The organism is Bacteroidales bacterium (genome assembly GCA_021648725.1).
Taxonomy (GTDB): Bacteria; Bacteroidota; Bacteroidia; order Bacteroidales; family JAADGE01; genus JAADGE01.
The window spans coordinates 145,837-160,036 of sequence record JAKISF010000001.1 but is presented as its reverse complement, the minus strand read 5'-3'; the positions used below and the strand labels follow the sequence as shown (position 1 = coordinate 160,036).

Below are 14,200 nucleotides of genomic sequence, written 5' to 3'. Positions count from 1 at the left end.
TTCTGCAAAACTAAAATAAACCTGCAAATAGTTTGAAACAGAAAAAAGATTATTTAATTTTGAGAGATAATTTTACAATACTATTAATTAAAAATATAAGTAATGGCTAAAACATTTATATTAGATACGAATGTGATTTTACATGACTACAACAGTATCATGAAATTTGAAGAAAATGATGTTATTATTCCGATTGTTGTTTTGGAAGAATTAGACAACTTTAAAAAAGGGAATGAGGAGATTAATTTCAATGCAAGAGAGTTTATGAGAGAACTAGATAAATTAGCAGGCGACAGTTTATTTAACGGAGGCGTTTCTCTCGGAGAAGGAAAAGGAACATTAAAAATAGAATTGGGAAAAGAGTTTTCTGAAAAAATGAAATTATCATTTACAGAAAACAAACCTGACCATCAGATACTTGCAGTTGCAGATTATTATCACAGAACATATCCCGATAAAAACGTTGCATTGGTAAGTAAAGATATAAACCTGAGAATGAAAGCAAAATCTCTCGGAATTAATGCTGAAGACTATCAAACCGATAAGGTTAGAAATGTTGAAGAACTATACAAAGAAATTCATGTTCATGAAAATATAGACGATGCATTAGTCTCAAGATTATTTCAAGAAAAAGAAGGAATACCTGTTGAAGAATTCAAGTTTGAACATGAACCCGCAATAAACAGCTTCTTCATTTTAAAAGGCGGGGCTTCAAGTGCTTTGGCAAAATATAATCATATCGAAAAAACAGTTACTAAAGTAAGCAAGAAAAATGCCTATAACATTAAACCCCGTAATGCCGAACAAACTTTTGCTCTTGAAGCACTATTAGACGAAAAAATACAACTTATTTCTATAACAGGAAAAGCAGGAACAGGAAAAACCTTACTGGCACTTGCTGCTGCTCTTCAACAAAGACGTGATTTTGAACAAATTATGTTAGCACGGCCGATTGTTTCACTTTCCGATAAAGATTTAGGTTATCTGCCCGGAGACGAAAAGCAAAAAATAGGACCGTATATGCAACCTCTGTTTGATAATTTAACTGTCATAAAACATCAATTCGGAAGACAATCTAAAGATTTTGCAAGAATTGACGATTTACTTAAAGATGAAAAATTAATAATTACACCCCTTGCATATATAAGAGGAAGAAGTTTATCAAAAGTGTTTTTTATAATTGATGAAGCTCAAAACCTCACACCTCACGAAGTAAAAACCATTGTAACAAGAGCCGGAGAAGGAACTAAAATTATTTTTACAGGAGATATTGACCAAATTGACTCTCCGTATTTAGATACAAAATCTAACGGACTTTCATATTTAACCGATAAAATGAAAGGACAAGATATTTTTGCTCATATTAATTTAACAAAAGGAGAAAGAAGTTATTTAGCTGAACTTGCAAGTGATTTATTATAAAATAAAGTAACGGAATTATTAATTAACCCGAGTTCAATATAATAAATGTTTAAAATAATAATTGCCGAACCCACGCATAAAAACCTGCAAAAGAAACTTGAAATTGCAGGTTTTATTTGTGATTATAAACCGAATATTTCTTTTGAAGAATTGCTTAAAATAATACCCGGATATAACGGACTCGTTATTCGAAGCAAATTTATGATTGATAAAAATTTTATTGATAATTCCGGTTCATTAAAACTTATTGCTCGTGCAGGAGCAGGCACGGAAAACATTGATACTGAGCACGCTGCAAAAGTCGGAATATTATGTATTAATTCTCCCGAAGGCAACAGAGATTCCGTAGGAGAACACGCACTCGGTATGCTTCTCAGCTTATTTCATAAAATTAATATTGCAAATACAGAAGTAAAAAACGGCATTTGGAACAGGAAAAACATCGGTACGGAAATACAAGGAAAAACAATAGGAATTCTCGGTTACGGAAATATGGGAAGTGCTTTTGCTCAACGATTACAAGGTTTTGATTGTGATGTTTTGGCTTATGATAAATACAAAAAAAACTATTCAGACGAATTTGTTAAAGAAGTTTCCGAAGCAGAATATTTTGAGAAAACAGACATCCTCAGTATTCACATCCCTCTAACCGATGAAACTTTATTTATGATAAACGATAGTTATATCCGAAATTTTAAAAAATCGATTTACATAATTAATACCGCAAGAGGAAAAATTTTAAAAACAGATGACTTAGTAAAAAACCTTAAAAATAATAGAGTTATCGGTGTTGCATTAGATGTTTTGGAGTATGAAAAAGCATCTTTTACCGATATTTTCTCAGGGCAAGACTCTCCTACCCTAAATTATCTTATAAATTCCGAAAATGTAATATTAACACCTCATATTGCCGGAAGTTCAAATGCATCTTACCGAAAAATTGCAGAGGTTTTGGCTGATAAAATTATCTTGAACTTTAAATAAAATATCCGAACTCTGTCGAATTCGGATATTTTAATTTAAAAGTATTATTTTTTCTTAATAAAAAGCCCCACAACATCATCACCGGCAGAAAATAGTATATATAAAACTACAACAAACGGAATAATAAAACATTGCAAAAATATTATTAATAAGAACGATAAAATTATAAATACATATTTTGTAGCATTCTTTTTAAAACTGTAGCCTTCAAATTTAAATGAGAACATTGGTAAATTAATCAATTGTAAAATTGAAATTACAACTATTGATACAGTAAAAAACCAAACACTTGTTAAAATAAATACTTGTAAACCTATTATTGCCAAAATAAAATCAAAAGGTAAATTTACATCAAGCCAAACCTTTAAAATAAGTAAGTTATCAGGGTCAAACATATCTAATAAAGGTAACGATGCAAAAAACAAAGCAGAAACAGGTGTTGCCAAACCTAAGAAAACAGTTTTTTGTTTATCATCCGCCGTAAATTTTGCTAACCGTAAAGCTGCTGCAACAATTAATAAAACAGGCATCATCATCAACAAAATATCAGTAAAAGGCAAATCTAAAGAAAAGTCTTTTATCTCCAGTGCACCTTTCAGCATTTGAAATACAATAACAGCAGGAGCAATACCGAAACTTACAATGTCAGCAAGAGAATCTAATTGTTTTCCTATTTTCGAAACAGAATCGGTTAATCTGGCAACAAATCCGTCCAAAAAATCAAAAACTATTGCAATTAAAATAAATATTGATGCTACATATAATTGTTCTCCGCTCTTCTCAAACGCAAAAAACAAAGCAAAACTACCTGCAATCAAATTAAATAAAGTTAAAATATTAGGCAATGTAAAATATCGTAATTCTTTATTCATAATTATATTTTTTAGAAAAGGCAATATGTTTGCACTTTTATAGTTTAAATATTGTTTGGTAAAAATATCTTAAATTTAACGAAATGCCAAAATTATTAACACTGATTTTTATTTTTTCATTACAATTAGTTCATTCTCAAATAAGAATTTACAGTAATGAATTTTTATCCGTCGGTGTCGGAGCAAGAGCATTATCAATGTCTAACTCAGTTATTGCATCTTCCGGCGGTACAAATTCTGCTTATTGGAATCCTGCATCTTTAATTAATCAAAAAAACAAATACGAAGTTGCCGCAATGCATTCCGAATATTTTGCCGGAATTGCAAAATTCGATTATCTCGGGGCATCATACAAAACAACTGATTCAACAGCTCTTGCCGTAACTTTTTTAAGGTTCGGAGTTGATAACATTCCCAACACCCTAGAATTAATTGATGCAAACGGAAATGTTGATTACAACAGAATAAGTTATTTTTCTGTTGCAGACTACGCACTTTTATTGTCTTATGCAAAAAAAAGCAAAATTCCCGGCTTATCATACGGAGCAAACACAAAAATTATTTTCAGAAATCAAGCCGAATTTGCAAAAGCATTCGGCTTCGGTTTTGATATTGCTCTAAACTACAATAAAGGAAAATGGCTGTATGGTGCAAATTTAAAAGATGCAACATCAACCTTTAATGCTTGGTTCTACAATACCGAATCTCTCGAAAGTATTTTTACGGATACAGGAAATGAAATTCCCGAAAACAGTATTGAAATAACAATGCCGGAATTATTGCTCGGAGCAGGAAGAAAATTTACCTTAAATGACAAGTTCAACTTACTTACAGAAATCGGTGTCGATTTAAGTTTCGACGGAAAAAAACACGTTTTATTGTCAAGTAAACTTGCCTCAATTGACCCTCACATAGGATTTGAACTTGCTTATAAAAACTTTATTTTCGTCAGAGGAGGAACCGGTAATTATGCAATAATTAAAGATTTCGATAAAGATGTACTGAGTTTTCAACCGAGTATCGGGATAGGCGTAAATATATTCAACCTCAAGTTAGACTATGCTTTAACTGACATCGGCGACCAATCAATTGCACTATATTCTAATATTTTTTCATTAAGTTACGGATTTAATAAAATTCAAAAAACAAAAAAGTAATTAAAACCTGCGTAACTTTTTCTCACATAAATCGTTTTAACAATAATTAAGGCAAATAAATCTTTTTAAAAAGGTATATTTTTCGGAATAAAATTTTAATTTTGCAGCCATGTTTAAAAATAAGTTAAATCTTATATTAATAAGTATTTCTGTTATAGCATTGTTTCAATCTTGCGACTTTAACAGAGCTAAAAAAATTCAAAACCCTTCGAATAAATATGCAAGGGCTATGGAATATTATGATTTAGGCAAATATGCAAAAACGCAAATTATGCTGGAAGATGTTATTCTGTCTTTAAGAATGACCAAAGAAGGTGAAGATGCTCTTTATAAATACGCAGATTCTTATTACCACTTAAAAGATTATATCCTTGCCGGTTATTATTTCAGAAAATATGTAGGTGATTACCCTAAGGGAATTAAAGCTGAAAATGCACAATTTATGAGTGCTAAATGTTATTATCTTGATGCCCCAAAATCAAAATTATATCAAGGTGCAACATTAACAGCACTTCAAGAATTTGAATTATTTATTACAAAATACCCTGAAAGTGACAAAATCGCAGAATGCAACAACCTTGTGGATGAATTAAGAGATAAATTAGAATTAAAACATTTTGAAAACGCAAAACTCTATTATGATATAGGCTATTATAATGCTGCTGCAATTGCTTTAAAAGATAATTTAAAAGAATATCCTGACACAAAATATAAAGAGGAAATTTTATATTTAATCGCAATGTCTAAGTATAAATATGCTAAAAACAGTATTATCACAAAACAAGAAGAAAGATATAAGGAAGTAATTTCGGCTTATAATAAAATAATTTCAAAATATCCTAAAACAAAATTCTTAGATGAATTACAAATGATAAAATCTTTCTCCGAGAAAAAAATAAGAGAACTCAATAAAAAAGATAAACAAAGTTAATTTTTAAAGTAACGAAAGTAAAACAAACATAATATGGACTACAAAAAAACAACTGCATCAGATTCAACCATTACAAGAGATTTTTCTGAATTTGAAAAACAAACAGGAAATATTTATGAATCACTTACAATTATCTCAAAGCGAGCTAAACAAATTCAAAGAGAGCTAAAAGAAGAACTTGACAAAAAACTTCAAGAATTTGCTTCATATACCGATAATTTAGAAGAAATATTTGAAAACAGAGAACAAATTGAAATTTCTAAATTTTACGAACGCCTTCCTAAACCGATTTTAATTGCAACAAGAGAATATTTAGATGAAGATATTTATTTTAGAAGATCAGACGAAGAACTTGAAGAAAAATAATTAAATTTGTCAAATAATCGGCATTTGATGAAAGGAAAAAAAATACTCTTAGGTATCACAGGAGGAATAGCTGCTTATAAAGCGGCTATTCTTATAAGACTGCTTATAAAAAAAGAAGCCGAAGTGCAAGTTATCACAACACCTTTTGCAGAAAAGTTTATAACACCTTTAACCCTTGCCACACTTTCTAAAAGACCTGTTTTAAAAATGTTCTATAATCCCGAAAACGGTGATTGGAACAGCCACGTAGATTTAGGACTTTGGGCAGATGCTTTTATCATTGCACCCGCAACCGCTAACACAATAGGAAAAGCAGCAAACGGAATTGCCGACAACCTTTTGCTCACAACATATCTTTCAGCAAAGTGTCCTGTATTTTGGGCTCCTGCAATGGATTTAGATATGTTTAAACATACAGCCGTTCAATCAAATATTGCTAAATTAAAATCTTTCGGAAACCATATTATTGATGCAGAAACCGGTGAACTTGCAAGCGGTTTGGAAGGAAAAGGACGAATGGCAGAACCGGAACAAATAGTAGAAAAAATTGAAACCTTTTTCAACTCAAAAAAAAAACTGAATAATTTTAAAGTTTTAATTACTGCCGGACCTACGCACGAAAAAATTGACCCCGTAAGATTTATAGGAAATAACTCATCAGGTAAAATGGGATTTGCATTAGCCGAAACATTGGCAGAAAATGGCGGAGATATAACATTAATATCAGGTCCGGTATCAATTAAACCTATTAATAAATCAATAAATCTCATCAATGTTGAATCGGCTGACGAAATGTACAAACAAACAAAAAAACATTTTAACAAGCAAGATATTATAATTTTTGCTGCCGCAGTTGCTGATTACACCCCAAAACATCAAAAAAACTCAAAAATAAAAAAGAAAACAGACTCTTTAAACATAGAATTAATTCCAACAAAAGATATTGCCGCAGAACTGAGCAATAAAAAAAGAAAAAATCAACTAACCGTAGGTTTTGCATTAGAAACAGATAACGAGTTAAAAAATGCACAACAAAAAATTAAAAACAAAAACTTTGATTTTATAGTTCTGAACTCTCTAAAAGACAAAGGAGCAGGTTTTGCTTTTGATACAAATAAAATTACTGTTATTGATAAAGACAATAATATACAAAGATTTGAGTTAAAATCTAAAAAAGAAGTTGCAGAAGATATAACTGCTACAATAATTGAATTAATATATCAATAATGAAAAAAACAATAGTTTTTCTGTTTATAATTGTTTCTGCATATAATCTTTTCTCGCAAGAACTTAATTGCAGAATCAGTATTAACAGCAACCAAATTCAAGGAACAAACAGAGATTTGTATATTAAAATGCAACAAGATTTATACGAATTTATGAATAACAGAAAATGGACTAATAATGTTTTCTCTAACAATGAAAGAATCGAATGTCAAATTCAAATAAACCTTAAAAGTTATAACGGAATAGATAAATTTAAAGGAAATATATCAATCCAATCCACCAGAACAATTTTCAACACAAACTATAAATCAACTTTGTTCAATTACAAAGAAGACAAAGATTTTGAATTTACTTATGTCGAAGGGCAAGCATTAGACTTTAATGAAAATACTCATCTTTCCAACTTAACCTCCGTATTAGCATTTTATGCATATATAATAATCGGCTTAGATTACGATTCTTATTCAATGCTCGGAGGAACAGAATTTCTGCAAAAAGCCAAACAAATTAAAGACCATGCACAAGCAGACCCTTTTGATCAAACTTGGCAAGCATTCGGAACAAGCAGCAGAAAAAACAGATTCTACTTAATTGAACACATGACCTCAAACGACAATTCCGGAATACGAAAACTGTACTACAAATATCATCGATTAGGTTTAGACCAAATGACCGAAAAACTTATTCAAGGAAGAGCAGAAATTGCAAATTCAATTATGCTGCTGAAAAATGTCTATAACAGAAAACCTGATTCATATTTTTTAAGCATCTTTTTATCTACTAAAATGTCTGAAATCGTAAAAATATTCTCAGACGCTCCACCACAAGAAAAAAGAAAAGTTTATAATATTTTAAAAGAAATTGCCCCTACAAATTCAGAAGTTGATAACATAATGAAAACACAAAATTAATTTCTGTTTAACAATATTTTAATCATAACTTTTAAGTTAAGTAATTTTTATTAATTTTGAGAAGTAGTCAAAACTTCATAAAATTAATAAAGCATGTTAGTTATAGGAATTGCAGGCGGAACAGGTTCAGGCAAAACAACAGTGGTTAAAAAATTAGTAGAACAACTGCCGAAGGGCGAAGTTGCCGTACTTTCACAAGATTCATATTATAAAGATAACAGCTCGCTTCCTCTTGAAGAACGACAAAAAATTAACTTCGACCATCCTAATTCTATTGAATTTGAACTTTTAATAGAACATATAAAAAAACTGAAACAAAACAAATCTATTGAAGAGCCCAAATATTCCTACCTAACCTGCACAAGAGAAAAAGAAACAACAACCATTGAACCTCACGAAGTTGTAATTGTTGAAGGAATACTTGTACTCACAAATAAAAAACTTCGAGATTTATTCGATATAAAAATATTTGTATATGCAGATGACGACGACCGATTAGGAAGAGTAATAGAACGTGATATTATTGAACGAGGAAGAACCGTAAAAAAAGTTCTGGAACGCTATTCTAAATCTGTTAAACCCATGCACCTTCAATTTATAGAACCCTCAAAAAGCTATGCTGACATAATAATTCCGCAAGGCGGACATAACAAAGTTGCAATTGAAATGCTTTCAACCATCATCGAAAAAAACCTAAACAATAAATACAATGTTAAATAACATTAAAAACGAGCAAATTCTTTTTATTGATATTGAAACAGTTCCTAACTCCGAAAACTTTGATAACCTATCGGATAAAATGAAATATTTATGGGAAAAAAAAGCAAAACATTTTATCAAAGATGACGAAAAACCGGAAGATATTTGGCAAAGAGCAGGAATTTATGCCGAATTCGGAAAAATCATCTGTATTTCGGCAGGTTTTATTAATGATGGTAAATTAAGAATAAAATCATTCTTCGGAGATGATGAAAAAGAAATTCTCTCAGGTTTCAAAAATTTAGTAGAAAAATCATACAATACAAGCAACAAATATTTATGTGCACATAACGGAAAAGAATTTGATTATCCGTATATAGCGAGAAGAATGCTGATTAACAATATCCCGATTCCTAAAATATTAAATTTTGCAGGAAAAAAACCTTGGGAGGTAAGACATTTAGATACACTTGAACTCTGGAAATTCGGTGATTACAAACACTATACGTCATTAGAACTTTTAACCGAAATATTCAACATCCCCACACCGAAAGATGATATTGACGGAAGTATGGTTGCCGATATTTATTATAAAGAAAAAGATATTAAAAGAATTGCAAAATATTGCGAAAAAGATGTTGCAGCAGTTGTTCAACTTTATTTAAGATATAAAAATAAAGAACTGCTGAAACCGGAAAATATAATAAGTGTAAATTAAAAAATTGCAAATTTAAAGCTATTGTTTACTTTTGCTGTTAAGAACAGAGACGCCGAATATAAATGAAAAAAATTCGTTTAAAAATTGCAGGATTATCATACAGCCAAACAAGGCACGGAGCCTACGCATTAATACTCGAGGAAGAAGACGGAAACAGAAGACTCCCCGTAATAATCGGCACATCCGAAGCTCAATCTATTGCCATTCAACTTGAAGGTTTAAAACCGTTCAGACCTTTAACTCATGATTTGTTTGTAAATATGGCTAATTCATTTCGTATTGAAGTGGTTGAAGTTAATATTGTTAAATTAGAAGAAGGAATATTTTATTCGGAAATTATTTGCAAAAAAGAACATACAAAAATTAAAATAGATTCCAGAACTTCCGATGCCATTGCTATTGCATTGAGGTTTCATGCACCTATTTTTGTAAAAGAAAGCATTATTGATAAAGCCGGAATGATGATTAATGAAGATATACAAAAAACAAGTTCTGAACCGAGCAAAGATAAATCTGATGAGAAAAGAGATTATAAAAGCTTGTCAGATAAAGAATTAAAAAAAATGATGCAAGAAGCAATTAATAATGAAGATTATGAAACGGCATCAAAAATTCGAGACGAGTTAAAGAAAAGAAAAGAAAAGTAGAAATATAATAATTAAGAATAAAGTATGGGAATAAAACTAAGATTAACGATAATGAACTTCCTGCAATTCTTTGTATGGGGTTCTTGGCTGATAACTTTTGCAAACTATTGGTTCGGAACAATGGGATGGGGACCTACCGAATTTGGTGCAGTATTCCTGACATTAGGAATTGCATCATTGTTTATGCCTACTATCACCGGAATCATTGCCGACAGATGGGTTAATGCAGAAATAGTTTATGCCGTTTCACATATTATAGCAGGAGCGGCAGTAGCAAGCTTTCCGTTTATAAACAACCCCGATACATTTTTTTGGGTAATGCTGCTTGCTATGAGTTTTTATATGCCGACAATTGCATTAACCAACACAGTAGCATACAATGCACTTAATATTGCAAAATTAGATGTTGTTAAATCGTTCCCGCCAATACGTGTTTGGGGAACAATCGGTTTTATAGCTGCCATGTGGTTTACTAATTTAACAGGAAACAAAGCAAGTGAAAATCAATTTTATATTTCAGCAATTGCTTCGCTTATTTTAGGAATATACTCTTTCTCTTTGCCTAAATGCCGGCCGCAACAAAAAGTTGCCGAAAAATCTTCATTTGTAAAACTATTCGGATTAGAAGCCTTTAAGTTATTCGGCAACTATAAAATGGCAATTTTCTTTATATTTTCAATGATGCTGGGTGCATCTTTGCAATTAACTAATATGTACGGCGACCGGTTCCTTGACCATTTCAAAGAAATACCTAAATATGCGGACTCATTTGTTATTAAATATTCAACAATTGTCATGTCTATTTCTCAAATATCCGAAACTCTTTTTATTCTTACAATTCCGTTTTTCTTAAAACGTTTCGGCATAAAAAAAGTTATGATATTCAGTATGTTTGCATGGGTTCTCAGGTTTGCTTTGTTCGGAATCGGAGAACCCGAAGGATTCGGACTTATTTTCATTATTCTTTCAATGATAATTTACGGATTGGCTTTTGACTTCTTTAATATCTCAGGCTCTTTATTTATTGAAACAGAAACAGACAGCAAAATGCGCGGTAGTGCTCAAGGACTGTTTATGATGATGACTAACGGTTTCGGAACAATGATAGGAGCTTTAGGAAGCGGTATCATTATTGATAAATTTTATGTATTATCTGACGGCACATGGGATTGGAAAAATATCTGGTTAGGATTTGCATTATACGCACTAATTGTTGCCGTTTTATTTATATTCTTATTTAAGCATAAACACAATCCGGATAAAATTAAAGATATAAGCCATTAAAGACTTTAATCTTAGACGTTTTAAACTTAAAATATAAGATATTTATTTATTATTATAATCATAAAATATGATACATATTCTTGGCGAGCAAAACTCAATCTTAAATAAGTTTATTTCTGAATTAAGAGATGTCAATATTCAAAACGACAGGCTTCGGTTTAGAAAAAACTTAGAACGTATAGGAGAAATTTTTGCTTATGAACTGAGTAAAGAGTTAGAATTTGAGAAAAAAGAAGTTACAACTCCGCTCGGAACAACCGATATGCAAATTATGAAAGATAATATTGTATTAGCAACAGTTTTGCGTGCAGGTTTACCGCTTCACCAAGGTTTATTAAACTATTTTGATTATGCACAAAATGCTTTTGTCGGTTCTTTCAGAAAATATCATAAAGATAACAGCTTTGAAATAAAATCGGGGTATTTATCAACCCCGAATATAGACGATAAATTTTTAATCCTCTCTGATCCGATGTTAGCAAGCGGTTCATCCTTAGTATTAGCATATAAAGATTTGACAAAAAATGAAGACCCAAAACATACTCATATAGTTACGATTATTGCCGCGAAAGAAGGAGTAGAATATATGCAGGAAAACTTACCGGAAGGTAAATACACAATTTGGGTCGGTGCAATGGATAATGAACTAACGGCAAAATCATATATTGTTCCCGGCTTAGGCGATGCAGGAGATTTGGCATACGGAGATAAGATTTAACCTTTCGTACATTAAATAAAAAAGACTTCTAGAAAAAAGAAGTCTTTTTTTGTGGCGAGAACGAGAATTGAACTCGTGACCTCCGGGTTATGAATCCGACGCTCTAACCGACTGAGCTACCTCGCCTTTTTTTGCGGATGCAAATATATAAACTTTGATTAAAACTGAAAGAAAATATTTTTTTTATTTGTTTTTTTTTCTTAAATTGCAGACACTATAAATAAAAATATATGGAGAATTTAGAGAGGATTGACTTAGAATATTCGATTAACACCATTCCTAAAATATTATTTTACAGATTAAGCAACCCTTCCGGCTTAGAAGAATGGTTTGCAAACAAAGTTACATTAGAAGACGGGATATATACTTTTATATGGGATCGTTCAGAGCAACAAGCAAAATTGATTGAAAAAAAATCTGACAATTACATCCGATTCAAATGGTTAGATTCAGAAGAAGGTACTTACTTTGAATTTAGCATTCACAAACAAGAACTTACAGGAGATGTTGCTCTTCAAATTATTGACTTTGCAGAACAGGACGAAAAAGAAAGTATAATTGAAATGTGGAATGAGCAAGTTGAGGGCTTAAAGCATACTTTAGGTGTATAAATATTAATTAAACATTTCTTCGCTGACAATTTAGAAACCAACCCCAATATCTCATTTTTAGTGTGCTCACATAATTAATGAAATTTAATCTTTTTTAATTAAAATTAACTTATGATAATAAAGTTTTATTTATAATTTTTCTACTTTTGTATTATATTCAAAGTATAAGTGAAAAAAATACACATACTAATAATTAAATCTTTCATAGGTCCGTTTATTATAACCTTTGCAATTTCTATCTTTTTTTTCTTAATGCAATTTATATGGCTGTGGATAGAGGATATGGTAGGAAAAGGTTTAGAATGGTACTTTATTCTCAAAGTCCTTTTTTATTCAGCAGCAATGTTAGTTCCTATGGCTTTGCCTTTGGCAGTTTTGCTTGCTTCCGTGATGACATTCGGCAACTTAGGAGAACATTTTGAACTTACCGCAATGAAAACTTCAGGAATTTCATTATGGAGAATTATGAGTTCATTAATTGTTTTTATTATCTTACTTAGTATAGGTGCTTTTTACTTCTCAAATAATGTGCTTCCTTATACAAACTTAAAATATGCCGGCTTATTATATGATTTATCAAGGAAACGCCCTGAATTAAACATTAAAACAGGTGTTTTTAATAATGACATAGACGGCTACAGTATTAAAATTGAAGATAAAGACCCGGATACCGGAATGATGTACGGCTTTATGATATATAATCATACAAAACAAAAAGGAAATAAAGATGTTACCGTTGCCGACTCCGGAGAAATGAATATTACAAGAGACCAAAAAAATATGATTGTAACCTTATACAGTGGCAGCAATTATACAGAAATGAAAGAAAAACATAACAGCTCCGTAAAAGAATATCCGTACAGGCATGACCGTTTTACAAAACAAACCATTGTTTTTAAATTACCTGATATTTCTATGAAAAAAAGCGATGAAAGTTTATTTGAAAAACATTATGAGATTATGGATACAAAGCAACTTTCCTATGCAATTGACTCGTTAAAAAAAGAATATTACAACAGAGCAGAAAGTTATAATAGGAAATTAATTGAATTTAATTATTTCAAACATGAAAAAAGATTAGCTGAAATTAAAGACAATAAGATAAAACATAGAGACTCAATAAGCAGATACCAAAATCCTGAAAAATTAATATCAAGAATGAACTTAGACAGTATATATGAAAAAATGTCAATAAGTGAAAAACAAAAAGCATTACAAAGTTCTTTAACTTCTGCAAACAGGTTAAAAACAAATATTGAAAACAACAGTCAATCTCTCAGTAATCGTTTAAAATGGTTAAAAAAGCACCAATTAGCTTGGTATAAGAAATTTTCGCTTTCATTTGCTTGTTTGGTCTTCTTCTTTATAGGAGCACCCTTAGGAGCAATAATTAGAAAAGGCGGATTCGGTCTTCCCATCTTAGTTTCTGTCCTGTTATTCATGTTTTATTATGTATTATTCAGTTTCGGAGAAAAAGCTGCAATAGAAAGTGCTGTTCCTGTTTTTCTCGGAGCTTGGCTTGCACCCGGCATTTTATTCCCAATCGGCGTTTACGTTTCATACCAAGCTACAAAAGACTCAAAAATTATAAACATCCAGAAATTTGAAGAAATTCTTAAAAAAATATCTCGTATATTAAGATTGAATACATAA

15 protein-coding genes and 1 tRNA gene are annotated in these 14,200 nt (G+C 30.9%); 14 read left to right on the top strand and 2 right to left on the bottom strand.

The features are described from left to right. Positions 1-102 precede the first annotated feature (102 nt). Together L3J35_00625 and L3J35_00620 are read left to right on the top strand one after the other, a co-directional pair. A complete protein-coding gene (locus L3J35_00625) occupies positions 103-1,422 on the top strand; it encodes a PhoH family protein (GenBank protein MCF6364683.1) in 1,320 nt (439 codons plus the stop codon). A 45-nt stretch (positions 1,423-1,467) separates the two neighbouring features. Next, positions 1,468-2,406 carry an NAD(P)-binding domain-containing protein gene (locus L3J35_00620; protein MCF6364682.1) on the top strand — a complete coding sequence of 313 codons (939 nt, stop codon included), beginning with the start codon at positions 1,468-1,470 and terminating at the stop codon, positions 2,404-2,406. A 44-nt stretch (positions 2,407-2,450) separates the two neighbouring features. Here L3J35_00620 and L3J35_00615 read toward each other — a convergent pair whose 3' ends face one another. After that, the gene (locus L3J35_00615; protein MCF6364681.1) at positions 2,451-3,278 is read right to left on the bottom strand and encodes a CDP-alcohol phosphatidyltransferase family protein; all 828 of its coding nucleotides are present in this window, start codon (positions 3,276-3,278) and stop codon (positions 2,451-2,453) included. Between the two features lie 83 nt (positions 3,279-3,361). Here L3J35_00615 and L3J35_00610 point away from each other — a divergent pair, with 83 nt between their 5' ends. The 10 genes from L3J35_00610 (at position 3,362) to upp (ending at position 11,936) form a co-directional block, all read left to right on the top strand. Next, a complete protein-coding gene (locus L3J35_00610) occupies positions 3,362-4,435 on the top strand; it encodes a hypothetical protein (GenBank protein MCF6364680.1) in 1,074 nt (357 codons plus the stop codon). Positions 4,436-4,544: 109 nt separating this feature from the next. After that, positions 4,545-5,366 carry an outer membrane protein assembly factor BamD gene (bamD, locus tag L3J35_00605; protein ID MCF6364679.1) on the top strand — a complete coding sequence of 274 codons (822 nt, stop codon included), beginning with the start codon at positions 4,545-4,547 and terminating at the stop codon, positions 5,364-5,366. A gap of 33 nt (positions 5,367-5,399) precedes the next feature. Further along, a complete protein-coding gene (locus L3J35_00600; GenBank protein MCF6364678.1) occupies positions 5,400-5,732 on the top strand; it encodes a DNA-directed RNA polymerase subunit omega in 333 nt (110 codons plus the stop codon). A gap of 27 nt (positions 5,733-5,759) precedes the next feature. Next, positions 5,760-6,959, top strand: a complete 1,200-nt coding sequence (coaBC, locus tag L3J35_00595; GenBank protein ID MCF6364677.1) for a bifunctional phosphopantothenoylcysteine decarboxylase/phosphopantothenate--cysteine ligase CoaBC — start codon at positions 5,760-5,762, stop codon at positions 6,957-6,959. Continuing rightward, positions 6,959-7,870 carry a DUF4835 family protein gene (locus L3J35_00590; protein MCF6364676.1) on the top strand — a complete coding sequence of 304 codons (912 nt, stop codon included), beginning with the start codon at positions 6,959-6,961 and terminating at the stop codon, positions 7,868-7,870. Before coaBC ends, L3J35_00590 begins: the two co-directional genes overlap by 1 nt. A 93-nt stretch (positions 7,871-7,963) precedes the next feature. Continuing rightward, positions 7,964-8,590 (top strand): uridine kinase, encoded by a 627-nt coding sequence (udk, locus tag L3J35_00585; protein MCF6364675.1) that lies wholly within the window; start codon positions 7,964-7,966, stop codon positions 8,588-8,590. Next, positions 8,580-9,287, top strand: a complete 708-nt coding sequence (locus tag L3J35_00580; protein MCF6364674.1) for a 3'-5' exonuclease — start codon at positions 8,580-8,582, stop codon at positions 9,285-9,287. The genes udk and L3J35_00580 overlap by 11 nt, the downstream gene beginning before the upstream one ends. A 62-nt stretch (positions 9,288-9,349) precedes the next feature. Then, positions 9,350-9,934 carry a bifunctional nuclease family protein gene (locus L3J35_00575; GenBank protein MCF6364673.1) on the top strand — a complete coding sequence of 195 codons (585 nt, stop codon included), beginning with the start codon at positions 9,350-9,352 and terminating at the stop codon, positions 9,932-9,934. Positions 9,935-9,958: 24 nt separating this feature from the next. Next, positions 9,959-11,218 (top strand): nucleoside permease, encoded by a 1,260-nt coding sequence (locus tag L3J35_00570; protein ID MCF6364672.1) that lies wholly within the window; start codon positions 9,959-9,961, stop codon positions 11,216-11,218. A 67-nt stretch (positions 11,219-11,285) separates the two neighbouring features. Then, on the top strand, positions 11,286-11,936 hold the full coding sequence (gene upp, locus L3J35_00565; GenBank protein MCF6364671.1) for a uracil phosphoribosyltransferase: 651 nt from the start codon (positions 11,286-11,288) through the stop codon (positions 11,934-11,936). Positions 11,937-11,988: 52 nt separating this feature from the next. On the opposite strand, the gene L3J35_00560 is transcribed toward upp, so the two are convergent. Beyond that, positions 11,989-12,062 (bottom strand) — tRNA-Met (locus L3J35_00560). A gap of 104 nt (positions 12,063-12,166) precedes the next feature. On the opposite strand from L3J35_00560, the gene L3J35_00555 reads away from it, so the two are divergent. Together L3J35_00555 and L3J35_00550 are read left to right on the top strand one after the other, a co-directional pair. Then, a complete protein-coding gene (locus L3J35_00555; protein ID MCF6364670.1) occupies positions 12,167-12,547 on the top strand; it encodes an START-like domain-containing protein in 381 nt (126 codons plus the stop codon). Between the two features lie 168 nt (positions 12,548-12,715). Continuing rightward, complete coding sequence (locus tag L3J35_00550; protein MCF6364669.1) at positions 12,716-14,200, top strand: LptF/LptG family permease; 1,485 nt, start codon at positions 12,716-12,718, stop codon at positions 14,198-14,200.